The organism is Paenibacillus phocaeensis (genome assembly GCF_900021165.1).
GTDB lineage: Bacteria > Bacillota > Bacilli > Paenibacillales > Paenibacillaceae > Fontibacillus > Fontibacillus phocaensis.
This window is the reverse complement of the sequence record NZ_FCOQ01000030.1, coordinates 26156-49742: the sequence shown is the minus strand read 5'-3', so window position 1 is coordinate 49742 and position 23587 is coordinate 26156. Positions and strand designations below refer to the sequence as shown.

Below are 23587 nucleotides of genomic sequence, written 5' to 3'. Positions count from 1 at the left end.
CGCTTAAAATCCGGAGGTTCTCCAATGATGCCCGACCATGACCTGTTTGAAGTAAACATGAATCCCGATGATCGGGAGAAAGACGTTACGCTGCTGTTCAGCGGGGAAGGCCGTCCCCATCCGACTCACAAAATCGGACCGTCCGTCCATGATTATTTTCTCATCCACAGTGTGCTGGAAGGGGAAGGAGTATTTTGCTGGGGGGAACATTCCCGCCGTTGCCTGCCCGGGGACACTTTCGTGATCTTCCCGGGCGTCTTGTTCTCCTATGAAGCGGATGCGCAGAAGCCGTGGCATTACGCCTGGGTCGCGCTAAAAGGAGCGGGCGTCTCGAGGCAACTGGCCGATGTCGGCATTATGCCAGACACCCCGGTGTTTCATTCCGACGACATCGGGGCTTTGCACCGTCTGTACACGGGGATTCGCTCGGCGTTCCGGCAATCGGATCTCCCGTTTCTGGAGAGCCTGGAAGCGTCGGGATGGCTGGCGTTATTGTTCCATCGGTTCGGACTCGCGAACCGGGAGAAGCTGCACGCTCGGGAAGCCGCGGAGCCTGCGATGATCGACCGGCAGGTGGAGCAGGCGATGCGCTGGATTTCGCTGCAATACCATCAGCCGATCAGCATCGGCGAACTGTCCCGCAAGCTCGGTTACCACCGCGCTCATCTGTTTCAGGCGTTCAAGGCGCGGACCGGTCTTTCGCCCAAACAATATTTAATGAAGGTGAGAATCGAGAAAGCCAAGGAATTGTTGGCCGGTTCGCTCACCGTGGATCAGATCGCCGCTTCGGTCGGCTTCAACGACGCCCTTTATTTTTCGCGGCAATTCAAACAAGCGACCGGTATGCCCCCAAGCGAATATCGCCTCCTCCATCGCCATGTCCAGGGGCCGATCAACCGTGATGAATAAAGGCTGTCTGATCCGAAATTTAAATCAATATGAATTTAACTCTGTTCGATTTGCAGCAGGATCCTCAGCAGCAGTACCCGATCCAGGATAAGGATTTGGAACAAAAGATGATTCGGTTGCTGAAGAGAAACATGGAGGCGAACGAAGCCCCGCCGGAGCAATATGTTCGGCTGGGTTTCTAAGTCCATGGATGAAGGAGCGAGTGAACTGAGACGGCCAATATTGAAAAAAAGGTTTGAAAAAAAATCCAACTTCTCTGATCCAAGGCAAGTCTTTATAATTTTCGTTGAAAGCGTATTCAATAAGAATTGAAGAAATCGCTGCTCTCAAAAAAAACAAACGGGGGGAATACGGGTGAGAATGATTTATTTTGATATCGATTCGCTTCGGCCCGACCACATGGGGTGTTACGGATACGAAAGAAATACGACGCCGCATATCGATCGGATCGCGGCGGAAGGGGCCCGCTTCAACAGCTGCTACACCGCGTCGTCGCCTTGCGTGCCTTCACGGGCCAGCTTTATGTCGGGACGGTTCGGCATCAACCACGGAGCGCTGACCCACTGGGGGCCGGGCTGCGATTTCGATTATCCCGACGGGGATGGCCACAGCCGGACGGTTCCGTTTTTTACGCGGTATTTGCGCGAGGCCGGGTACAAGACGGTGACGTTTTCCTCCTTCGGCGACCGGCACCATGCCTGGTGGTATTTCGCCGGATGGAATGAGGTGCACACCCATTCGATGAAAGAAGGCAACGAAGATGCGCATGAGGTGAATGCGGCCGTTATCCCCTGGATTAAGGCGCATGCGCACGAGGAGAACTTTTTCCTCCACATCCAGTATTGGGACCCGCATACGATGTACACGTATCCGCAGGAATATGCGGATCAGTGGAACGATGCCCCGGCAAAGGCGTTCCCTGATGCCGCTACGATCGAAAAGCAACAGGCGGACCGGTTTCCGCGCTCGGCAGCTCTTCTGCATACGGCAAGCCGCATCCCGGAGACGATGCCCGAGCGAATCCGGAACCGGGAGGATTTCATCCGGCTGATCAACGGCTACGACGGCGGCATCAGCTACATGGACCGCTGTATCGGGGAAATTGTGGAGACGCTCCGGGAGATGGGAATCGAGGATGAGGTTTGTTTCGTCATTAGCGCAGATCACGGCGAATCGTTTGGCGAGTACGGCATTTACATGGAGCACGCCAACGCCTCGGAGTCGGTTCACCATATCCCGCTGATCATCAAGGCACCTGGCATAACGAAACCCGGCACGGTGACGGACGGACTTGCTTACAACGTGGACGTGATCGCTACGATCACCGACATGGTTGGTCTGCCGGTACCGGAAGGCTGGGACGGCAAGTCGTTCCTCCCTGCCTTAAAAGGCGATGCCTGGTCGGGCCGGGACCATTTGGTGATGGATCACGCCTTGTACGCTTGCCAGCGGGCGGTCAGGGACAAAAAGTGGTACTATATGCGCACCTATCACGAGGGGCTTTACCGCTACGATCCCGTGGCGCTTTACGATATGGAAAACGATCCTTATCAGACGACGAATGTCGCCGCCGAGCATCCGGAGGTCGTCCGGGAGATGGATCATCGCCTGATGAACTGGCTGCATGAGCATACGGGGAAACCGGGCGGCAAGACCGACCCGTTGCAAAAGGTGATCCGGACCGGGCCGTTTAAATATGTCACCGTGAACCAGTGGATCAAGCGGCTTCATGACGAAGGTTACCGTGAAGACGCCAAGGAGCTCGCGGCAAAGTATTCGCACGAAACGCTGGAGTCGGCTTACGGCTTTACGAGAACAGTATAGAAAGGTTTGTTTGATATGACGACAAAAACAACCGAAATCGAAAGCCCGGTCCCCCGGCAGACGGGAACTCCCCGGAAGACCTGGAGTCAAATTCCGGGCGGCGTGATCGTCCTGCTGTCCTTCGCCGTTGGAATCGCCTTTTGGGCGCTGATCTCCAGAATTCCGTCGGTCGGGGCGATCGTATCTGACCCGGTTACGATCGTGAAGACCTTTATACAGGAATTATCCAGCGGCAGATTATGGACCAATATTTATGCCAGTCTGTTTCGGGTTCTGGGCGGGTTTGTGTTGGGTCTTCTGGCTGCCATCCCCGTCGCTTTCCTGATGGGCTGGTATAAACCGGTCCGCATGATCGTCGAACCATGGATTCAGTTTTTTCGCACGATTCCACCGATCGCGCTGATTCCGCTGGTCATTGTCGTCCAGGGCGTGGGTGAGGGAGCGAAGCTGTCGATCATTTTCGTCGCAACTTTCCTGGTTATGGTGATTTCGATCTTTCAGGGCGTCGTTGGTGTGGATCCAACGCTGATCAAGGCTGCGAAAGTGCTGGGCGCGGGCGACAAAGACATTTTCTTCGAAGTGGTGGTGCCCGCCTCGTTCCCTTATATTCTGGTCGGCGTGCGCTTGGGGTTGGCCAGCGCCTGGACGACCCTGGTCGCGGCGGAACTGACCGGAGCGAATAAGGGAATCGGCAATATGATCATGGAAGCGGGCTTGTACTTCCGTATGGACATTATCATCCTGGGCATTATCATCATCGGGATCATCGGGCTGGCCATGGACAAAGGCGTCTTGTTCCTGGAGAAAAAACTAACGGGATGGCAGGAGTTGAGGAAATCATGAGCGTGATCGCGGAAAAGACATCGAAAATCGAAATCGAAAATCTGTCCAAAGTATTTCAGGGGCGATCCGGCGCTGTCACCGCCCTGCAAAACACGCAGCTCACGATCGGCCAAAACGAGTTCGTCTGCGTCGTCGGGCCCAGCGGCTGCGGCAAAACGACGCTACTTAACATCATCGCCGGGCTTGAAAACGCAACGACCGGCACCGTAAAGGTGGAGAACCGGATCGTCACCGGTCCGGGCAAGGAAAGGGGAGTTGTCTTCCAGCAGTACGCCTTGTTCCCCTGGAAAACCGTGCTGAAAAATGTGGAATTCGGCTTGAAGCTTAGAGGGTTAGGGGCCAAGGAGCGCAGAGAGAGGGCCGAAAAGTATCTGGAGCTGGTGGGGCTGAAAGACTTCGCCAACGCCTATCCGAAGGAACTGTCGGGGGGCATGAAGCAGCGGGTGGCGATTGCCAGAGCGTATGCCGTGGAGCCTGAAGTGCTGCTGATGGATGAGCCGTTCGGCGCCCTGGATGCGCAGACGCGGGCGCAACTGCAGGAAGAACTGCTGAAAACGTGGGAGAAGGAGAAGCGCACCATCTTTTTTATCACGCACGACGTGGAAGAGGCGGTCATTCTAGCGCAGCGCGTCATTATTATGAGCGCAAGGCCGGGCCGGATCAAGGAAATCATCGATGTCGACATTCCATACCCGCGGACGCAGGAAACCAAATTGTCTGACCGCTTCGTCGAGATCAAAAACGAGATTTGGTCGAAGGTTTACAAAGAATATATGGACGTCAAAAAATAAGGGGGATTCATCTATGAAAAAAGTAAGCGCTTTAATGCTCGGACTTATGCTGATTGCCTCCGCCTGTTCATCCGGTCAGGCGGGGACTGAAAAGGCTACGGAAAGCCCAACGCCGGCCAAATCGGGCGAGACGTCCACAATCAACGTAGCCTATATGCCGGACATGCACGGCGCAACGCCGATCGTGATCGGCGAAGAGAAGGGATTTTTCGAGGAGGCGGGAATTAAAGTGAACGCGGTGAAGTTCTTGAGCGGTCCGCCGGAGTTTCAGGCGATGGCATCGGGCGAAATCGACATCGCGTACATCGGCCCTGGAGCAACGTTCCTTGCCGCCCAGGGACAAGGCAAGATCATCGCCGTCGACAGCCTGAATACAGGAGACGCCGTGCTGACCAGAGCGGATTCCGGCATCGAAAGCTGGGCGGATCTGAAGGGAAAAACGGTCGGCGTCCCGAAAGGAACGTCCGGCGAGATGATCCTGAACTTGGGACTCAAGTCCGCCTCGATAAAACCCGAAGACGTAAATATCATGAATATGGATGTGGCCGGAGCCGTATCTGCCTTCGTGTCCAAAAAAGTCGACGCAGTCGCGATCTGGTCTCCCTATACGGCCGAGATCGAAAAACAGGTAGGGAAAGAAAACATCAAGGTGCTGGGCAATAACGAGGCGTTTTTCCCGGATTATGTGTTTCCGCAAAGCTGGGTGGCTAGACCCGCGTTTTTGGAGGAGCATCCCGATTTGGTGGAGAAGTTTGTAAGCGCATTTTCCAAGGCGAACAATTATCGCATCGCCAACATGGAAGAAACGGTCAAGCTCACCGGCGAATTCACGCAGGTGCCTGAAGATTCGTTAAGCATGCAGATCGGGACAACGCAGTGGCTGGCGACGGAAGAGATGATCAAGCATTTCGAAGACAACACGGTGTATACCTGGTTTGAAAACCTGGAGAGTTTGTTCGTCGACAACGGCAAAATGACGGAAGTGGTTCCCGCGGACCAATTTGTCAGCAAAGATGCTTTCCTGAATGCCGTGAAAAAATAAGCTCCGAGCGAAAAGGGGGCAGGTCGCCTTAGCGGGCGTTCCTGTCCCCTTTGTTCACTTGACGGAAGAAAGAAACGGCTCCCATCTCGTTAATCAGATTGACGATTTCCTTCGTCCGCGACTTGTTGAACTTTTTGAGCAAAAGATTGATCTGCGATTTGATCGTCGATATTTCGACCTGACGTTCGGCGGCGATTTCGGAGATCTTTTTGTGTTTCAGCAGCAAATCGATAATTTCCATTTCCGTCGGGGTCAACTGGGATAAAATATCGATGGAATCCAGCAGGGATGCCTGGTTATGGCGGATGCGCCTGAATTCGTTCCTGATTTTATAAGCGATTTCCGGCCGGATCGGAGACGAGCCGTTGTAGGCCATGCGGATGCTGTCGAGAATCTCGTGTTCCTCCGCGGTTTTCAGCACATAATCCACCGCCCCGGAATCGAAGGCGCTGAACACCGTCTCATCGTCCTCGTGCACGGTCAAGAAAATGATCCGCACGTCCGGATGCGTTTGGACCGCCTTTTTGGCGGCGAGGATGCCGTCATGCTTGAAGTCCATCTCGATGTCCATCAGCACGACGTCCGGTTGAAGCTGTTCAACCAGATCGCAGGCGGCTTTGCCGCTGAAAGCGTGGCCGACGAGCATCATGTCTTCCGCGCCGTCCACCATCGTCCGGAAATGCTCGTTCAGAATGTCGAAATCCTCGACGACGAGAACGCGAATGGGCATTTGAATCGGTTGCTTTTGCATACGAGAGCTCCCTTTCTGTTCGGCGGGTTTAATCGGTGCGATAGATCGGCAAAAAAATCTGAAACGTCGTTCCGGCCCCAGGAGCGCTGGTTACGTCGATTTGGCCGAAATGGCCGCCGACGACCTGCTTGGTGTAGGAGAGGCCCAACCCCCAATTCCGATTCGTGTTTTTGCTGGTGTAAAAAGGGTCGAAGATCTCCCCTAGTTTCTCCGGTTCGATGCCGATACCGTTATCGTTTATCCGAATGACCAGCCACTTTTCCTCGGAGTACGCTTCGATTCGTACCCGTCCTTCCCGTTGGCTGTCGATAGCTTCGGCGGCATTGACGATGACATTGTGCAGGGCGTCCGACAGGTGGCCGGCATCCGCCAATATTTTCGGATCGCCGTCCGGCCCCGCGTATTCGACGCGAATCGAATCAGGTATCCCTTTAAGACCGCCGACCAGTTCCTCCATGAATGCGCTTGCGGAAACGGGCCGAAGCTGGAGATAATTCGTTTTGAACGAATTATAAAGCCGGTCCAAGCGGTCCAGGGTATGGTGGATGATCGCTTCCGATTGTTCGATCTGCGTGAGCAGCCGAAGGTCTGCGGCGTCAGAATGCTCTTCCCGGTGCTTGACCGTTGTTGCCATCTTTTTATTCAGCACCTGCAGCGTAAGGAGTTGGTTCTTCAGAGCGTGGGTAAAGATTTTCGTGCCCATGTCCGCGGTTTTGATTTTCCGCTCCAAGCGCAAATCCAGCTTGCCCATATTTTTCTCGACCCTCGTATACCGCCAGATGGCCAGCAGGCTGACGAGCGAAACGACGCCCGTAAACAGGATGCTGAAATACCATTCGAACAAAGTGAGCGGCGGATTAAAATTCGAAAAATCGGAATAAAGCACATAATAGGTCCGGATGTCCGTCACCTGCAAAGGGCCCATGAAGCCGAGGTAGAAATAAAATCCGTTCAGCGCGAGGAGTCCAAGCAGGATAAAGCTGATCTGTTTTTTGATCCAGGGAATCGTCATATTTCGGTATCTCCACCCAATCAAATAGAAGGCGGCCAGCGCGGACAACACGACCCACCCCCTGGTCCCCCATCCTATCATGGACGTGTACTTGCGCTCGACCGTGTTTAATATCCATTTGTAAACGACGGGGTCGTAGAACACGATATTGAGGACGGGGAGGAGACTGTTCAGGGCAATGTACTTCCATAATTTCTTGAACGGCTTGTTCAAATAAAGCGTTAGGCTAAGTCCTAACAAACCGAAAATAAATACGGAACGCCCGGTCGTAATCATGCGGCTGATGTCCCCGATTTGCAGCGGGGAGTGCAGCAGCACGTTTCGGATCGCTTCATTAAAAAACAATACTCGATTGACTTTGAAATAAAATCCGCCATACTTGGCCAGAAACAGGACTAACCCGGACATGCTCAAAAACCAGCCGAACAGCACGCAAGCCATCCAGTAGGCGACGGGGCTGCGGGCTTTCGTGACAAACAGGATGAGGGCGGACGCCATTAAAAACAACAGCAGAAGAGTCATCGAGACGGCTCCTTTATATTAGGAACGATTCCTTGCTTGTCGTGAGGAAGGATGGGTTAAAGAAACAGGAGCCGAACACGCGGCTCCTGTTTCTTATCAAAGACTAGCTGGCGGCGCAGCACGCCTTATGCTTCTTGCCGCTGCCGCATGGGCAAGGTTCGTTGCGGCCCGGAGCTTTGTTGTCAAAATAACGTTGCAAATTGTGGCTGTACAGCTCCTTGCGCAGTTTCTCGCCCATTTCCTCCATTTGCTCATGGGCATGGGCATAAATCTGCTTGTAGCTTTGGCAGAAGAAATCCGGAGTGGACTCTGTTCCTTCCGCATTCCATTTGCGGTTCCGCGGGCACCCGCCGTAGCATAAACGCTGCCATTCGCAAGACCGGCATTTGTCGGGCAAAGCCGGCTTCATCCGGTGGAAGCGTTCGTAGTTCGGATGGGCCAGCATGTCGGCGATGGAGGAGTTGGCCACATTGCCGACGGTCCATTGTTCGTTGATGAAGAAATCGCACGGAAACGCATCGCCGTTTTGCTCAAGCACGAGGCTTGTCGGACACGCAGCCTGATGTACGCACAGCTCCGCTTCCCGGTTAATATAAACGCTAAGCATGTTATCGAAGAAGCGTACGGAAACCTGAGGGTCGCCGTCATTGTACCACTCGTCGAACACTTCGCAAAGGAAGTCGCCGTATTCCCGCGGCGTAATTTCGTATACGCCGGGTTGATCCACCTGCTGGGAGCGGAAATCCATGCAGGGGATGAATTGGACGAAATTGAAATCGTTTTCACGATAAAACGCCATCAGTTCCTTGGCTTTGCCTACGTTCCCCTTGTGGATGACCGTCAATATATTAAAATCCACCTGATGCTTCCGCAAATGCCCGATGCCGGCCATCACCCGGTCAAAGCTGCCATTGCCGCTCGAAGTCACCCGGCGGGCGTCATGAATTTCCTTAGGGCCGTCAAGGCTCACGCCGATCAGAAAATTGTAGGTTTTAAAAAATGAAGCCCAGCGGTCATTAATCAGCGTGGCGTTCGTCTGCAGCGAGTTGCTGATGATCGTATGCGCCGGGGCATGCAGGGCTTGACGATAGACGACCTCTTCGAAGAACTCGAGTCCGGCCAGCAGCGGTTCTCCGCCCTGCCAGGCAAAATTGGCGGCGCCTTGGCTGTGCTCCATATAATCCATGATAAATTTATCCAGAATAGCGGAATCGATCCGATTGATCTTGGGTCCCGGTTTGCCTCCGCAGGTGCTGTAATAGCAGTAATCGCAGGCTAAATTGCAGTCCTCGGATACGGTTTTCCACATCACGCCGATGTTAGAATGACGGGTTGTCATGCAGTTTCCTGACAAAACGATCCCCTCCTGTCCATATTATTTCTAAAGATAGCACCTGAATAAGATAATGTCAAAATAATAATAAGTACATAAATAAAAGCCCGTTTCTCATGCGAAAAACGGACGATTGGCCTATTCTTTAATTCAATATGGTTTTATCTAGATAATCTGAAACGGTCGTTAGAGGCCATTCCACTCCTGCAACATCATCACGGCTGCTCCGGTGGCCACGGCCTCTTCGAGAAGCAGCCCCTGCGTGAAGACCGGGCTGTATTCAGGGTAATGGTAGGTGTTCTTCTTGGCGATCTCCAGGGCGGTATCGAAGACCAGCGGATGCGCGCCGACGAGCGGGCCGCCCAGAATGACGTATTCGGGGTGAAGCGCATTGATCAAGTTGGCGAGCCCGATGCCCAGATAGGCGGCCGTCTCTGAAAATTGCTCTTTAACCAGCGGATCGTCTTGCTTCAAGGCGTCGATGAGCGTAGCGAAGTTAACCTGATCCGGCGAAATTCCGGACAACAGGCTGCTGCGCCCGATTTTGAGCTGGGTACGCACGCGTTCTTCGAGCGCGGGAACGGACACGAAGGCTTCTAATGCCCCGTAATTGCCCTTGTCCCGCAATCTTGGCCCATTGGCCTGGATGATCATTTGCCCGATGGCCCCTTCGGTATCCACGGCTCCGCGGAGAATCTGGCCGCCCGACATCGCGGCCGACCGGATGTTAACGCCGGAGTGAACGTAAAGGGCATGCTGGATGTTTTCGCTCCGCAGTGCCCAATGCTCGCCGATTAAAGCGGTATTTGCCCCGTTGTCGAGTTTGGCCGGGAACCCCAGCCGTTCCGTCAGCATTTCGCAAATCGGCACGTTCTTCCAAGAGGACGCGGGGAAAAATTCCGGTTCAAGAATGATCCCCTTTCTCTGATCCAAGGGACCGACCGCGCCGATCCCCATGCCAAGGACGTTGGCGGACGTGAGGCCATGTTCGGCAAGGAAACCTCGGGCGACCTTCGCCACATGATCGGCCAGCAGCTCGGGCGTCATGGTAACGTCCATTTTCCAGCGGAGCGAGGACAAGGGGTTAAGATGCATGTCGTACAAGCCCAGAGCGGAATAAAGCCGGGAAATTTCCAGGCCGAACAGGTAGCGGTATTTCGGATTGGTTTGGAACAAAATCGGCTTTCTGCCTCCGGTGGAGCTGCCGAGACCGGAAACGACGATCAACCCTTGCGAGGTCATGTCTTCAAGCAAACGCGTCATGCTGCTGCTGGTCAAGGTGAAGGCGCTTAGTAAATCAGCTTTGGAGACGGTTCCGAGGCGGGATATACGGTCAAACACCTGTTTTTTTATCGAAGGATTGGAATGAGTTATCATCAAGGCCCTCTCCATTTCCAAGTTATCTAGTCGGGATAAAATAAGTATAACGGGAATATCGAGTTATTTCCAGTTAATATCATCAGAATAATCAACATAATTCCATAAAGAAATTTTCTTCTTTGGAATTTTGAATTTAAATGCCTATTCACAAGAAATAAACGATACTTTATTCTAAATTTATCACAACTTAATTCCAAAATGAAATTAATGTGTTATAATGCGGATAGACATTTAAGGCATGACGAGACAGAAAAGGGTGTGTTCGGATGAGTCGCATGGGGACTGGGCGCTTGAAACTGCTAGGGCAAATTTTTTGCGCTTTTGCCAAAATCGGACCTTCCACCTTTGGAGGAGGTTACACGATGATCGCGACGATCGAAGAGGAGATTGTTCATCGAAAAGGGTGGATGAACCAGGATGAAATGGGGGACATGGTGTCCATTTCGGGGTCCGCTCCCGGCGGCGTGGCTGTCAATTCCGCAGCTTTCATCGGCTTCCGCTTAGGGGGGATCCCCGGCGCCATCACGGCTGTAACCGCGATAACATTGCCTACGTTTATTATTGTTTTTCTGCTGAGCCTGCTTAGCGCTGTTTTTAAAGACAATGTGAAAGTGGAGGCGGCGCTGAAAGGCATTCACGCTGCGGTCGTGGCGTTGATCATTATAGCTGCCATTAAGATGTGGAAATCCTCTGTACTGGACGGGGCCACCCTGGTCATTACGGCCATTGCGGTCGTGTTGCTGTTATTCACCGGCCTTCATTCGTTTTATCTGATTCTGGGAGGACCGATCGCCGGGATCGCGATTGTTTGGTTTAAGCGAAAATTGAGGATGACCGTGCGGACGGAAAGGGAACGGTCCCAGGACAAACAGGAGCTTCATTTTCCGGAATATTACATCTAAAGGGTGATCATCTATGCTTTGGCAGCTGTTTTTGGTTTTCATCAAGGTGGGGCTCATTTCCTTTGGCGGCGGTTATGCGGTCATGACGCTGATTCAGCGGGAGGTAGAAGCCAAGGGCTGGGTGAATGCCGGGGAGTTTCAGGAGATTGTTGCGCTCGCGGGGATGGCCCCGGGTTCCATCGCTACAAACGCCGCCACGTTGATCGGGTATTCGGAGGCGGGGATTATAGGCGCGATCATATCCACCATAGGTATCATTTTACCGTCGCTGATCATCGTCATTCTGATTACCGCTTTTTTCTTCAAGCTCCAGGACAACGAATGGGTCAGATCTTCGTTTTACGGTTTGCGCCCAATCGTAACGGGGTTGATCCTTTACGCTGCCCTTCACTTTGGCTTGAGCGGACGCGGCGAACCGTTGCTGAGCTGGTCGATGGCCGGTACGCTGCTGATCGTCGCCGGATGCCTCCTTTTGGTGTCCAAATACAAAATCCACCCCTTTGCGGTGATTTTGCTGTCCGCCGCTGCGGGCATTGTTTTATTCTAAAACAGGGGTCTCCTAATTTACGAATAGGAGGCCCCTGTTTAATTTGTAGGCATGCGGTCCTGGTATTGCTTCGGCGTCATGCCGGCGAATTTCTTGAACACTTTGGTGAAATAGCTCTGGTCGTGAAACTGCAACCGGGCGGAGATATCGGATAGGGAGCAGGCGGACAAGGTGATCAGTTGCTTCGCTTCTTCCACCCGTTGCCGTTGAATGTATTCGGTCAGGCTGCTGCCTGTTTCCCGCCGGAACAGTCGGGAGAGATGAACGGAGCTGATCCCTGAGACCTCCGCCAAAGCCGGCAGGGAGAGTTCTTCGTACAAATGGTCGAAAATATAACGCTGGCACACCGCAATCGGACGGGATACCCGCTGCTCGAGGCCACTCTTTACTTTGTCGGCAAAATCGCCCAAAGCTGTAAGCAGTGCATGCTCCACTTTGGCGACTTCTCCAAGCTCCTCGATATGCTGAATGTGGAGATCGCTCAGCGTGTAGGCTTCCTCCGGGAACACGCCGCCTTCCATGGCCGCCCGCGTCGCCAGTGTGATGACAACGATGGCAATATTTTTCTGGTGACGCAAGGGGCTGCGTCTGGACAAAATACCCACACCTTGGTGCGATAACGAGGCAAAAGTGCGGAACAGCTCTTTTTTGTTCCCGTTTTTAATATGCTTCAAAAACAGCTGCTCGCTGTCCGGCGAATGATGGTAAACGCCCGCTTCCCGGCTGCCGGAGAGACGAAGGGAAGCCAGGACGGCCGGTTTCGGGCCGGATTCTTCCGCGGGGGGAACGGACGTATCGATCAACTCGGCCGGAGCCAGGGGCTGCCCGGTCAGCCATTCGTAGGCCAGCCGTCCCGCAGACATCAACCGGTGTCTGTCGATCACGGGCAGACCCCGGTAATAAGCGAGCCAGGCGGGGCGCTGCCGCTGCGGCACCTTCAGGTCCTGCAGCAAGCCGGTCAGCAACTCCTCCGGCCAAATCGCCGAAACCGCCGGACCTGCGACGATCCATCCGCAAGATTCATCCGCGCTGCCGACGGGAATAAGCAGGCCTTGTTCTAAATAGGCGGTGGAATGCAGCACGGGAACGGCTGCGGGGCGATGCTCGCCGATCCACGCCGTTACTTGCTCCTGCAGACTGCGATACGTAGGATTGGGCAGGAACGGGTCCGGATGGTGGGCCTGGATTCGCCCCGTTGAGTCGGTAAGAATGACGGGCAGCAAAGTAACTTCGTGAAGCAGGCGGCAAAAGCGGCTCAACCGCTCATCAAGCTCCGGCTGTCCGGTCATCGTGATCCTCCTTGCAGGTTAATAAAATACTATAATTGCAAAAATTATACCATAATGATAGAGAGAACGTCCCGTAAAATAAAAGCAACCGAACGATTGTAAACGATTTCAATTTAAAAGGGAGCGTGTGTGCAAGGATGAAAGCGAAGATCCAAGAAATCGTCGCCAAGCTGACTTTGGAGGAAAAGGCGGGGTTGTGCTCCGGCCTTGATTTTTGGCATACGAAAGGCGTGGAGCGGCTGGGAATTCCGTCCGTCATGATGACCGACGGCCCGCACGGCTTGCGCAAGCAAAGCGCCTCGGCGGATCACCTCGGGCTCAACGACAGCGTGCCGGCGACCTGTTTCCCGTCGGCCGCCGGACTGGCCGCTTCCTGGAACCGCGGCTTGATCCGCCGCGTGGGCGAAGCGCTCGGCAAGGAATGCCAGGCGGAAGGCGTCGCCATGCTGCTGGGTCCGGGGACGAACATCAAACGTTCGCCGCTATGCGGCCGCAACTTCGAATATTTCTCCGAGGATCCGTATTTGTCGTCGGAAATGGCCGCCCATCATATCCAAGGGGTGCAAAGCCAGGGCGTGGGCACCTCGCTGAAGCATTTTGCCGCCAACAATCAGGAGCATCGCCGAATGTCCACCGACGCGGTAGTCGACGAACGGACGCTGCGTGAAATCTATTTAAGAAGTTTTGAAGGCGCGGTCGTCCAATCCCAGCCGTGGAGCGTGATGTGCTCCTATAACCGGGTGAACGGCGAATATGCCTCGGAGCATCACGAGTTGCTGACGAAGATTTTGCGCGACCAGTGGGGCTTTGAAGGTTTTGTCGTGTCCGACTGGGGGGCGGTTAACGACCGGGTTCGCGGGCTCGCCGCCGGTTTGGAGTTGGAGATGCCGTCGAGCGGAGGAGCGGGGGACGCCAAAATCGTCGCGGCGGTCAAAGCCGGAAGCTTGCCCGAAGCGACGCTGGACCGGGCGGTAGAACGAATTCTTACGTTCGTCTTCAAGGCGGCCGAGCATCGTCAAGAACAGGCGACTTTTGACGCGGAGGCGCACCACCGGCTGGCCCGGATCGCGGCGCAGGAGAGCATGGTGCTGCTGAAAAATGAGGGCGGCCTCCTTCCGCTCCGCAAAGAGGGAACGATCGCCGTGATCGGCGAATTCGCCGAAAAGCCGCGTTATCAAGGGGGCGGGAGCTCTCACGTCAACCCGACGCGCCTGGATTTGGCCCTGGAGGAAATGGGCAAAATCGCGGGTGATCGCACAACCCTCGTATATTCCAAAGGGTTCGAGCTGGATCGGGACGACGTGAACGCCGAGCTGCTGCGCGATGCGGTTCGCAAAGCGGAGAACGCTGATACGGCGGTGTTGTTTATCGGCCTGCCGGACCGGTACGAATCGGAGGGTTACGACCGGACGCATATGCGGTTGCCGGCGAATCAAGTTGCGGTGCTGGAGGCGGTGGCCCAAGCGCAGCCGAATCTGGTGGTCGTGCTGAGCAACGGATCGCCGGTGGAAATGCCGTGGATCGGCAAGGCCAAGGCCGTTCTGGAAGGTTATCTGGGCGGTCAGGCGGCGGGCGGCGCCGTAGCCGATCTCCTGTTCGGCGAAGCCAATCCAAGCGGCAAGCTGGCGGAAACGTTCCCGGTCAGGCTGCAGGATAACCCTTCCTATTTGTTCTTCCCTGGCGAAGGGGATCGCGTGGAATACCGGGAGGGCATCTTCGTCGGATATCGTTATTACGATACGAAGGAAGTGGAGCCCCTGTTTCCGTTCGGTCACGGCCTAAGCTATACGAGCTTCGAATACGCGGATTTGAAGCTGGACAAAAACCGGATGCGGGACGACGATCAGCTTACGGTCAGCCTCCAGGTCACCAATACGGGGAACCGGGCGGGCCAAGAAATCGTTCAGCTCTACGTCCGGGACGTGGACAGCAGCGTCATCCGGCCGGACAAGGAGCTGAAGGGATTCTGCAAGGTCGAGCTGCAGCCGGGGGAAACGCAGACGGTGGTGTTCGAACTGGATAAAAGCGCGTTTGCCTATTACGAGACGCGGCTGAACGATTGGCATGCCGAGTCCGGGGAATACCGGATTCTCATCGGCAAATCGTCTCGGGAGATCGTGCTCGAAGCTGCGGTGGAGGTGGATTCCACGACGGAGATTCCGGTCGTGTATACGGCCAACACCTTGATCGGCGACCTGCTCGGCCGCCCTGAATCGCGCAGTGTTGCCATGGAGATGATGGGAGCTACCGGGTTGGCGGGTGAGAGCGGCGGCGAGCTCGACGCTATGATGGAAGCGATGATGAAATACATGCCGCTGCGCGGCGCTGTCGCTTTCAGCCAAGGCCAATTTACGGAAGAGATGTTGTCCGGGCTGTTGGAGCGGTTGAACGGAGGCGCAGGAAATCAAAGTGAAAGCTGAAGAGTAGGATAACACGCAGGAAGGTTGCCCCAAGTTGCGGGCAACCTTCGTTGTGTTTTCGGAGGCTGGGGCAAATACTGGACTTACCAGCCCCTCCCCCGTGTGGATTGTACACGATTTTTCATATACAAGTATGCTGCAGATGAAGAAAATTCCGGATTTTATTCGATTTTTCATATAGATTCAAGACATATGCCTTGAGGATGCGCGAATGGGTATGAAATTTCATACACAATCCGTCATCGTCGCCAGAGCAGGCCCGATTGTATTCGAATTTTCGTATAGAGAGGTCATAAATGACCCCCGCCCGCTAAGCGTGATGGATTCGCGGCATCGGCATCGGCTCTTTGCCGAGCTCGGCCCAGGCGTATTTGAGCAGCAGCTCCGTCTTCAGCCCTTCGTAACCCGGTTCGTCCCACAGGTTGCGAAGCTCACCCGGGTCCTCCTGAAGATCGAAAATCTCACCATACGTTTGATTGTAATACACCGTGATCTTATATCGTTCATCGACGTAGGTTTTCTGATGGATCGTCGTCGGTTCATGCCGGAATTCGCAGATGGCGTGATCCCGCGCCTGGTCCTTCCGCCCGAGCCACACTTCCCGCTGGTCGACGCCCGTCATGGCCGGCGGGATCGGCAATCCGCAGAAGGAGAGGAACGTCGGCGCCAGATCCACCAACGATTGGATCGCATCCGAACGCCGCCCGGCGGGAACGCGGCCCGGGTACCGGACGATAAACGGCAGCTTGATCAAATCCTCGTAATGGAACCCTCCCTTGGCCTGCAAACCGTGTTGGCCGAAGAAGTGGCCGTGGTCCGTCGTGAACACGACGAGCGTGTCCTCCGCCAGGCCCAAATCATCCAGCTTATCGAGGATGCGGCCGATATATTTGTCCATTAGGCTGATCATGCCGTAATAAACGGCGACCAGCTTCTTCTTGTCGTAGTCCGTAAGCCGCCGCTTTGCTCCATATTCGTAGTAGTGATGGGAACGGTAGCCATGAACGCCAAAGCCCGTTTCCATCAGGGTGGAGAAATTGGGATTCTCCTCTTGCGTCAGCCCGAAATGCGGCGGATTGCGGTCGTGTTCCCCCGGCGTCAGCGACGGGATCGTCAGCTTCTCCGGATCGTACATCGTATCCCAGGGCTCCGGCGCCAAATATTCCGGGTGAGGGTCGAAGAAGCTGGCCCATAGGAAGAACGGGTCCCCCGTCTGGCGGTGTTCCTCCAGACGAGCATTCGTCCGTTCCGCGATCCACGTGTTGTAATGATATTTTTCCGGGATCGGCCATTTGTAGGTCTGCGCCGGATCCATCGTGCCGGTCGGCGGCAGGAAATAATCCCGCCAGTTGGCGCAGCCCTGTTCCTCCAGCCATAGGGCATAATGCTGCCCGACATGGGCTTCGTTCGTATGATTGCGGGCAAGTTCGACGTGATCGAAGCCGTAAAACGGCCCGTGAAAACCGCGCCAATACTCCAAATCCTGCAGGATCGGATACGCTTCTTTGGATTCATACGCCGGCGTCGATTTCAAAGGTTGAAAATGCGCCTTGCCGATCAACGAGGTCCGGTACCCCGCCTCTTTGAAGTCCTCTCCCACCGTGTGACGGTCCTCCAACAGTTTCGTTCCAAGTGTCCATGCGCCGTGCTGACTGGGATACATGCCCGTAATGATCGAAGATCGGCTTGGCGTGCAGGTCGGATTCGGGCAGTAAGCCCGGCCGAACGTGGTGCCTTCCCGGGCCAAGCGATCCAAGTTCGGCGTGGAGATTTCGGGCTGAAACGCACCGAGGGTATTCCAATGCTGTTGGTCGCTCGTAATTAGTAAAATGTTAGGTCTACTAGACAAAATTCATCCCCTCCTATTATGATAATATTGATTATAGCGTGATTTATAAATGGCGTTCTGTTACATTGAATTTACCATTTTGTTGTCTATAAAAGGATAAAAGAAAAGGAGGGATGCGTGAAATGATGCAGGAGTATGAACAGGAATATGCCGAGTTTCTTTACTACACGCCCGGATATACGGATAAGGAAGCGCAGCTGTGGCCTGTACGGGCCGGGCGCAATGTAGCCAAACCTCATTATCAAGTGGGGCCGAAACGAATCGAATGCTACAGCCTACATTTTGTATTGGAAGGAGGCGTTTCCTTCGAATTCGACGGGAAGCGGGTGGAATTGTATTCCAATGACCTGTTCTGTCTGTTTCCCGGGCGGACCTACTATTATCATGCATTGGCCGCGGACAAGCCGCTGCAAATGAACTGGCTCGCGTTGGACGGCAGCCGCGTCAAGTCACTGCTGGAACTTGCAGGCCTAACGCCGGAGAGACCGTTCGGGAGAGCGGTAGTCACCCCGCAGATGCGGGAACTGCTGGGAGGCACGATGGAGAAATTATCGAATTTCGAGCGCTGGAATCCGGCTGTTTCTTTGGAGCTTCAAGGAAGCATATGCCAATTGCTGGCCGGATTAATCCCCGAGACGGTGGCCGCCGAGATTTCCGAGCCTTCGAGCTGGATTCGGGAATGTATGGATTTTATGGACCTTCATGCGACGGAAGGCATTTCCGTGCAGCAGGTGGCGGCATTTGCAGGGGTGCACCGCTCGTATTTCTCCCAGGTGTTCACCAGCCAGATCGGGGTATCCCCGCAGAAATATTTGCAGAAGATTCGCATGGAGAAGGCCAAACAGCTGATTATCGAAACGGACGCTTCCGTCACGGAGATCGCCTTGTCTTTGGGTTATCCGAATTTGTATACGTTCACGCGGGCGTTCAAAATTTATTACCAATTGCCTCCGTTAGCTATGCGGAAGAGGAGAACTTAACGGGGAGGACTAGTCGGTATGACCTGTTTATCGAAAGCGCTTACTTGATGCAGCCGGATTCGGAGATCGGAGGAGGGGAAGTTAGGATGTTGGCAACGTTGCGCAAGTGGATTTCACCGAAAATAGGCATTCAAGGGAAGATATTTATCGCCTTTGGACTGTTGACGCTTCTGGCCATCGTTTCTGTGACAAGCATTATCTACGTCAACATGCGCGATACGATCAAAAGGAACGCGATCACCTCGGTATCGGACAGTATCCGGCAGGCGGACGAATCCTTGAACGTTATGCTCAAAGAGATCGACCGCTTGAATACGGTGGTCGTGACCAACAAAAATACGGTGATCGATACGGTTCTGAGTCCAAACGAAGAAATCAGTTACGAGTGGTTTCAGGAGCAAAAGCGGATCACCGAATTTCTCTCCGGATTGATCGATTACAAGCCATATATTTCGCGTATTGCCGTTGTTGGCCTGAACGGGAAGGTATTCTTCTCGGGGGGCCCCTGGATCGACCGTACTTTCCTGGATACCGATATGATGGATTTTATGTTAAAGAAAGGGGAGCGCCACGCGTATTTCAAAAGGACGGATACCTCGGAGGCGATCTCCGTAGGGCGCGTTCTCCGTTATAACCGGGAGACGATCGGCGTTGTAATCGTTGATTTGAAGTACGATTTCATCCGCAATACCTACGGTGTGAAACCTACGGCGGACAGCATTATATACGTTTTGGATGAGCAAAGACAACTCGTATATCAGTCCGATTCGGCGCCGTCTTCGGTGTCCGACGAGTGGGTCGGAGCCGCTTATGGCCTCGCGGAATCGTCCGGTGCTGGAGAAACCGTCGAACAAGCCATTGACGGAAAACGTTATATCGTCGTCAGCCGTAAGTCCGAATACACCGGTTGGACGACGCGTGCGCTGATTCCGCTCGATTCTTTGCTCAGCGAATCCGAGAAAATCCGCAACCTTATGGTGGAGGTGTCTGTTGTCGTTTTTATCATTATTCTGATTGGATCACTGCAAATGTCTTCCCAGACCACCCTCCATATCCGCCGTTTGAAGACGATGATGATGCGGGTCAAGGATGGAAATCTCGATTTTCCGCGGACGGAGATCAATACCAAAGACGAGATTGGCGATTTGTACCGGGTATTTATCAGCATGGTTGATGAATTGAAACGTCTGATGGAAGGGATCCGAAGGAGCGAGCAGGCCAAACGGGAGGCGGAACTCACCGCGCTGCAAGCGCAAATACGGCCGCATTTTCTCTATAACTCGCTAAATACGATCAAATACCTGGCGAAGTTAAACGGGGTTCCCAATATCGAGGAGGTATCCGGAGCACTGGTGGAGTTGATGCGAGGTGTGCTTGGGAATTCCGGGGAGTTCCTTACGTTGCGTGAGGAACTCGGTTACGTATCCAGTTACGTCGCCATTGCCAAATACAAGTTCCTGGAACCGATCCCGGTGCATTTTCAGATCGAGGATGAAGCTTTGCTGGAATGTCGGGTTTTGAAGCTTACGCTGCAACCCCTTGTGGAGAATGCGCTCTTGCACGGATTCGGCCCGTCGGCGCATGGAGGTTTCTTGCTGATTCGCGTCTTCGAAGAGGACGGGGAGCTGAAGATCGAGGTGATGGACAACGGGAAGGGCATGAGCAAGCAGAGGATGGAAACGTTGATGGAAGCAAGCGAAGAGGCACCTTCCCGTTTCAGCGGGATGGGGATTCGCAACGTGCACGAGCGTATTCGTCGGGTGTTCGGCGAGCCTTACGGGATCAAGCTCTATAGCGAAGAAGGGTTGTATACGAAAGTGGAGGTTCGATTTCCGCGAACCCTGGATCAGCAAGCTGAGGCGTAAAAGGGGGACAGGTTATGTATCAAGTATTGTTGGTTGACGATGAACCGTTGGTGCATCACCATTTACGAACGGTGTCGGATTGGCGAACCCACGGCTTCGAGCTTTGCGGAGAGGCCTATGAGGGGGAAGCGGCGCTTCGGATGATCGATCGGCTTCGGCCCCATATCGTCATCCTGGACGTCCATATGCAAGGCATGAACGGCGTGGAGCTAAACCGGACGATCAGTATGCGCTACCCTACCGTGAAGACGATCATGTTAAGCAGCTACGACGACTACGATTATGTCCGTGAATGTTTGAAGAATGGGGCGGTCGATTATCTGCTGAAACATCGCCTGGACGCGGACCAACTTCTGGGCGTATTGAGTAAGGCGGTCCGTGAAATGGAAGAGGATAGGGAAGGCCAAAGACGGAAGCAGGGCAGTCTTACCGAATTTCGGGAACTCCTCGCGCAAGTCATGCAAGGGAAGCCCGGAGCGGTCAAGGCTCTGGAGGATGATGCCCGGCAGAGTGGACGGTTGCAGGATGCGGTGTGTTACACCGTGGCAGCGATGCAGATTTCCTCCTTCCTGCTGCTGACGGAATCCCGCAGCGACGTTCAGACCAACCGACTGGTGCAGCAGGCGATGGATCTTATGCAGCAAACGTTAGGGGATCAGCCGGAACGGATAGTGACTTATGTGGAAAATGGACGCATGGCCGTCTTGCTTCCGTTTCGGGAACGCAGTGAGCAGGCAGCTGCAACCGAGACGGTAAGGCTGATGAGCCATCTTCAACATACCCTGGAGATGTTTATGAATCTGAAGTGCACGTTCGCCGTTGGCCACGTTTGCTCCAGCTTGTCCAAGCTTGAGGCAAGTTACCGTACCGCCGAGCAAGCCCTTGACGCTTCGCAGTCTCTGCAGTCGTCAGGCGGACGAACCGAACGAATGTCCCTGACGATTGAGGAACAGAAGCAACTCCTGCTCTCTATGGAAAATTTGGATCGGGGCGGCGTACGGGAAGTGATTGCTTCCGCGTTCACAGGTCTCCGCCAACAGCCGATCCATGCCCAAGGGGTGCAACTGATCGTTCGCGAGTTGCTGTCCATAGGGGAGAAGGCGACTCGAAAATGGGCTCCTCATGCCAGCGGGGCTCAAGCGGAAACCTTCGGCCTTACGGCGCGCGAGGATTTGGGACGAATCGGCAGTGTGGACGGATTGGAACAATGGCTTTATTCCTACTACGAGGAATTGCTTGACCGTTTAAAGCGGGAGCGTGCGGCCGGTCACCATTCGCGCCATGTCTCCCAAGTGATCCTGCTGATCCTGGAGAAATATCCAAGTTATATTACGTTGGAGCTGGCGGCCGGAGCCATCGGGCTTAATCCTTCGTATCTCAGCCGGATTTTCAAAGAGGAGACGGGAATGACGTTCTCGGAATATGTGAACCGGGTCCGGATTGACGCCAGTTGCAAGCTGTTGGAAAGCGGCCGGTATTCGGTTAAGCAAGTAAGCGTGCAGGTGGGATTCAGCACCTATAACTATTTTTTCAAAGTATTCAAGGAGTGGACCGGCATGACCCCGCAAGCTTACGTGCAGAAAATCAGGTTTTCAGATTCCGTAAAATAAGTGGAGTATGTGGTCAAAATTGTGGAATTTGGCGTCAGGACGGTTCGACTATAATGGATTTACACCAAGGTAAACGCTTACAATAATCGATGTTGTGCCATTCACGAAGGAGGTCATGCAAAAGATGCGAAAACATTGGGGAAAAACGATCAGCACGGTGCTGATTGCCGCATTGGTGCTGGGGGGATGCAGTTCCGGCTCCGGCGCGAACAAAAATGCTTCTGGAGGAGGCGGAGTATCCGAGGTCAGCAAAAACGGATTTCCGATTGTACAGGAGCCGATCAAACTGAAGATGTTCACCCGGATCGCGCCCGTCAATGGACCGTTCAAGGACATGCCGGTGTTTCAGGATTACGAGAAAATGAGCAATGTCCAGATGGAATTCATCGAGGCGCCAACCGATGGTTTTCCCGAGAAGAAAAACCTGCTGTTCGCGTCCAACGAGTTGCCTGACATCATGTACCGCTCTAATATTACACCTTTGGAAGCGGTCCGCTACGGAGCCGGCGGTCAACTGATCCCGCTGGAAAATCTGATCGAGGAGTATGCACCGAATCTTACCAAATTGATGGAAGAGTATCCGGAAATCCGTGCATCGATTACTACACCAGAAGGACACATCTATACGATTCCGGGCATTGTTACGCTGAATTCGGCCCGGACAGACAAGAGATGGATTAATACGGCCTGGTTGGAGAAGTTGAACCTGAAGGTGCCGGAAACTCTGGATGAGCTGTATGACGTATTGGTTGCCTTCCGCGATCAAGATCCGAACGGAAACGGAAAGCAAGATGAAATTCCTTTGACCTCCCGTGTTGTCGACCTGCCTATCGTGGCTGCATTCAGCGGATCGTTCGGCTTGGACCTCCAGTTCGGCTACAACATTAACATTGTTGACGACAAGGTCGAAATCTGGATGGGAAGCGAGCGCAACAAAGAACTGCTCATGTACCTGAACAAGCTGTATACGGAAAAATTGCTGGATCCTGAAGTATTCTCCCAAACGGAAGCGCAATATTTGGCAAAGCAAGGATCGGGAAATACAGGGTTGTTCTTCGATCAGACGAATAACAACTTCCTGCCGATTATGGATCAATATACGGGTATCGCACCGTTTGAAGGTCCGCATGGCGACCGTCTGCAAAGCCAAAACGCTCCGGTTCCGCGTGACCAAGGTGCGTTTGCCATTACTTCAGTCAACAAATATCCGGAAGTGTCCATGCGCTGGATCGACTATTTCTATAGCGATGAAGGATCGACTTTGCTCCGGTTCGGCCGGGAGGGCGAGCATTATGAAATCGTTGACGGGCTTCCAACCTATAAGCCTGAATTCTCGACAGCTGAGACCCAGCCGAAGCTTACGCCATACGCCGGCGGAGGTGCGCCTCATCTGATCAGTGAATATGTAGGTTCGTACATCAATCCTCCGCAAGTTCAGGAAGCGCAAAAGGCGCTGGATCCGTATATGCCGAAAATCCGTTATGCGGCTCCGATGTTCGACGAAGCAACGGCTCAAAAGGTCAATGTGCTCCGCAACGATATCGACAAGTACTATCAAGAGCAAAGCACGAAGTTTATTGCAGGAGCACTGAGCTTCGACAAGTGGGAAGAGTTCCAGTCTACGTTGAAAAAGATGAACATTGAAGAGCTTCAACAAATCTATCAAGACGCTTATGACAAAATGGCTAAATAAGGCAGATCCTCTATGGGATAGGAGT

19 protein-coding genes are annotated in these 23587 nt (G+C 53.8%); 13 read left to right on the top strand and 6 right to left on the bottom strand.

Going from position 1 to position 23587, the window contains the following annotated elements; genetic code table 11:
- The first annotated feature begins 24 nt into the window (after positions 1-24).
- The 6 genes from BN3795_RS19010 to BN3795_RS18990 all read left to right on the top strand — a co-directional run bounded on the left by BN3795_RS19010 (position 25) and on the right by BN3795_RS18990 (position 5409).
- The gene (locus BN3795_RS19010; RefSeq protein WP_068786275.1) at positions 25-909 is read left to right on the top strand and encodes a helix-turn-helix transcriptional regulator; all 885 of its coding nucleotides are present in this window, start codon (positions 25-27) and stop codon (positions 907-909) included.
- Between the two features lie 29 nt (positions 910-938).
- Positions 939-1091 carry a hypothetical protein gene (locus tag BN3795_RS25645; protein WP_198524773.1) on the top strand — a complete coding sequence of 51 codons (153 nt, stop codon included), beginning with the start codon at positions 939-941 and terminating at the stop codon, positions 1089-1091.
- A gap of 178 nt (positions 1092-1269) precedes the next feature.
- Positions 1270-2733 (top strand): sulfatase family protein, encoded by a 1464-nt coding sequence (locus BN3795_RS19005; RefSeq protein ID WP_232729985.1) that lies wholly within the window; start codon positions 1270-1272, stop codon positions 2731-2733.
- A 15-nt stretch (positions 2734-2748) separates the two neighbouring features.
- Positions 2749-3576 (top strand): ABC transporter permease, encoded by an 828-nt coding sequence (locus tag BN3795_RS19000; protein ID WP_110945258.1) that lies wholly within the window; start codon positions 2749-2751, stop codon positions 3574-3576.
- Complete coding sequence (locus tag BN3795_RS18995) at positions 3573-4367, top strand: ABC transporter ATP-binding protein (RefSeq protein WP_068786273.1); 795 nt, start codon at positions 3573-3575, stop codon at positions 4365-4367. The genes BN3795_RS19000 and BN3795_RS18995 overlap by 4 nt, the downstream gene beginning before the upstream one ends.
- Positions 4368-4380: 13 nt before the next feature.
- Positions 4381-5409, top strand: a complete 1029-nt coding sequence (locus BN3795_RS18990) for an aliphatic sulfonate ABC transporter substrate-binding protein (protein ID WP_068786272.1) — start codon at positions 4381-4383, stop codon at positions 5407-5409.
- Between the two features lie 28 nt (positions 5410-5437).
- Here BN3795_RS18990 and BN3795_RS18985 read toward each other — a convergent pair whose 3' ends face one another.
- From BN3795_RS18985 to BN3795_RS18970, 4 genes are all read right to left on the bottom strand, one after another.
- Positions 5438-6160 (bottom strand): response regulator transcription factor, encoded by a 723-nt coding sequence (locus BN3795_RS18985; protein WP_068786271.1) that lies wholly within the window; start codon positions 6158-6160, stop codon positions 5438-5440.
- Positions 6161-6188: 28 nt separating this feature from the next.
- Positions 6189-7694, bottom strand: coding sequence for a sensor histidine kinase (locus tag BN3795_RS18980; protein WP_068786270.1), 1506 nt, complete (start codon positions 7692-7694; stop codon positions 6189-6191).
- 103 nt (positions 7695-7797) lie between these two features.
- The gene (locus BN3795_RS18975) at positions 7798-9048 is read right to left on the bottom strand and encodes an anaerobic sulfatase maturase (protein ID WP_232729979.1); all 1251 of its coding nucleotides are present in this window, start codon (positions 9046-9048) and stop codon (positions 7798-7800) included.
- A 165-nt stretch (positions 9049-9213) separates the two neighbouring features.
- Complete coding sequence (locus BN3795_RS18970; protein WP_068786268.1) at positions 9214-10404, bottom strand: ROK family protein; 1191 nt, start codon at positions 10402-10404, stop codon at positions 9214-9216.
- A gap of 269 nt (positions 10405-10673) precedes the next feature.
- On the opposite strand from BN3795_RS18970, the gene BN3795_RS18965 reads away from it, so the two are divergent.
- Both BN3795_RS18965 and BN3795_RS18960 read left to right on the top strand, forming a co-directional pair.
- Positions 10674-11309, top strand: coding sequence for a chromate transporter (locus BN3795_RS18965; RefSeq protein ID WP_110945255.1), 636 nt, complete (start codon positions 10674-10676; stop codon positions 11307-11309).
- A 13-nt stretch (positions 11310-11322) separates the two neighbouring features.
- A complete protein-coding gene (locus BN3795_RS18960; RefSeq protein WP_068786266.1) occupies positions 11323-11856 on the top strand; it encodes a chromate transporter in 534 nt (177 codons plus the stop codon).
- A 38-nt stretch (positions 11857-11894) separates the two neighbouring features.
- On the opposite strand, the gene BN3795_RS18955 is transcribed toward BN3795_RS18960, so the two are convergent.
- Entirely contained in the window at positions 11895-13145 is a 1251-nt protein-coding gene (locus BN3795_RS18955) for a helix-turn-helix domain-containing protein (protein ID WP_068786265.1), read from the bottom strand.
- Positions 13146-13282: 137 nt separating this feature from the next.
- Between BN3795_RS18955 and BN3795_RS18950 the strand changes: the two genes are divergently transcribed.
- Positions 13283-15565 (top strand): glycoside hydrolase family 3 C-terminal domain-containing protein, encoded by a 2283-nt coding sequence (locus BN3795_RS18950; RefSeq protein WP_068786264.1) that lies wholly within the window; start codon positions 13283-13285, stop codon positions 15563-15565.
- Positions 15566-15875: 310 nt separating this feature from the next.
- Here BN3795_RS18950 and BN3795_RS18945 read toward each other — a convergent pair whose 3' ends face one another.
- Positions 15876-17414, bottom strand: a complete 1539-nt coding sequence (locus BN3795_RS18945) for a sulfatase family protein (RefSeq protein ID WP_068786263.1) — start codon at positions 17412-17414, stop codon at positions 15876-15878.
- A gap of 122 nt (positions 17415-17536) precedes the next feature.
- Here BN3795_RS18945 and BN3795_RS18940 point away from each other — a divergent pair, with 122 nt between their 5' ends.
- The 4 genes from BN3795_RS18940 (at position 17537) to BN3795_RS18925 (ending at position 23562) form a co-directional block, all read left to right on the top strand.
- Positions 17537-18394, top strand: a complete 858-nt coding sequence (locus tag BN3795_RS18940) for an AraC family transcriptional regulator (RefSeq protein ID WP_332835613.1) — start codon at positions 17537-17539, stop codon at positions 18392-18394.
- Positions 18395-18480: 86 nt separating this feature from the next.
- Positions 18481-20259 carry a sensor histidine kinase gene (locus BN3795_RS18935; protein WP_068786262.1) on the top strand — a complete coding sequence of 593 codons (1779 nt, stop codon included), beginning with the start codon at positions 18481-18483 and terminating at the stop codon, positions 20257-20259.
- A 14-nt stretch (positions 20260-20273) separates the two neighbouring features.
- Complete coding sequence (locus BN3795_RS18930) at positions 20274-21869, top strand: helix-turn-helix domain-containing protein (RefSeq protein ID WP_068786261.1); 1596 nt, start codon at positions 20274-20276, stop codon at positions 21867-21869.
- Between the two features lie 124 nt (positions 21870-21993).
- Positions 21994-23562 (top strand): extracellular solute-binding protein, encoded by a 1569-nt coding sequence (locus BN3795_RS18925; protein ID WP_068786260.1) that lies wholly within the window; start codon positions 21994-21996, stop codon positions 23560-23562.
- Positions 23563-23587 lie beyond the last annotated feature (25 nt).

What these genes read in the sequence shown, in the direction of transcription:
- BN3795_RS18995 (WP_068786273.1), top strand. Translation starts at nt 3,573, where the DNA reads ATGAGCGTGATCGCGGAAAAGACATCGAAAATCGAAATCGAAAATCTG.
- BN3795_RS25645 (WP_198524773.1), top strand. Translation starts at nt 939, where the DNA reads ATGAATTTAACTCTGTTCGATTTGCAGCAGGATCCTCAGCAGCAGTAC.
- BN3795_RS18970 (WP_068786268.1), bottom strand. Translation starts at nt 10,404, where the DNA reads ATGATAACTCATTCCAATCCTTCGATAAAAAAACAGGTGTTTGACCGT.
- BN3795_RS18925 (WP_068786260.1), top strand. Translation starts at nt 21,994, where the DNA reads ATGCGAAAACATTGGGGAAAAACGATCAGCACGGTGCTGATTGCCGCA.
- BN3795_RS19005 (WP_232729985.1), top strand. Translation starts at nt 1,270, where the DNA reads ATGATTTATTTTGATATCGATTCGCTTCGGCCCGACCACATGGGGTGT.
- BN3795_RS18935 (WP_068786262.1), top strand. Translation starts at nt 18,481, where the DNA reads ATGTTGGCAACGTTGCGCAAGTGGATTTCACCGAAAATAGGCATTCAA.
- BN3795_RS18930 (WP_068786261.1), top strand. Translation starts at nt 20,274, where the DNA reads ATGTATCAAGTATTGTTGGTTGACGATGAACCGTTGGTGCATCACCAT.
- BN3795_RS18950 (WP_068786264.1), top strand. Translation starts at nt 13,283, where the DNA reads ATGAAAGCGAAGATCCAAGAAATCGTCGCCAAGCTGACTTTGGAGGAA.
- BN3795_RS18955 (WP_068786265.1), bottom strand. Translation starts at nt 13,145, where the DNA reads ATGACCGGACAGCCGGAGCTTGATGAGCGGTTGAGCCGCTTTTGCCGC.
- BN3795_RS19010 (WP_068786275.1), top strand. Translation starts at nt 25, where the DNA reads ATGATGCCCGACCATGACCTGTTTGAAGTAAACATGAATCCCGATGAT.
- BN3795_RS18990 (WP_068786272.1), top strand. Translation starts at nt 4,381, where the DNA reads ATGAAAAAAGTAAGCGCTTTAATGCTCGGACTTATGCTGATTGCCTCC.
- BN3795_RS19000 (WP_110945258.1), top strand. Translation starts at nt 2,749, where the DNA reads ATGACGACAAAAACAACCGAAATCGAAAGCCCGGTCCCCCGGCAGACG.
- BN3795_RS18985 (WP_068786271.1), bottom strand. Translation starts at nt 6,160, where the DNA reads ATGCAAAAGCAACCGATTCAAATGCCCATTCGCGTTCTCGTCGTCGAG.
- BN3795_RS18965 (WP_110945255.1), top strand. Translation starts at nt 10,674, where the DNA reads ATGAGTCGCATGGGGACTGGGCGCTTGAAACTGCTAGGGCAAATTTTT.
- BN3795_RS18980 (WP_068786270.1), bottom strand. Translation starts at nt 7,694, where the DNA reads ATGACTCTTCTGCTGTTGTTTTTAATGGCGTCCGCCCTCATCCTGTTT.
- BN3795_RS18940 (WP_332835613.1), top strand. Translation starts at nt 17,537, where the DNA reads ATGATGCAGGAGTATGAACAGGAATATGCCGAGTTTCTTTACTACACG.
- BN3795_RS18960 (WP_068786266.1), top strand. Translation starts at nt 11,323, where the DNA reads ATGCTTTGGCAGCTGTTTTTGGTTTTCATCAAGGTGGGGCTCATTTCC.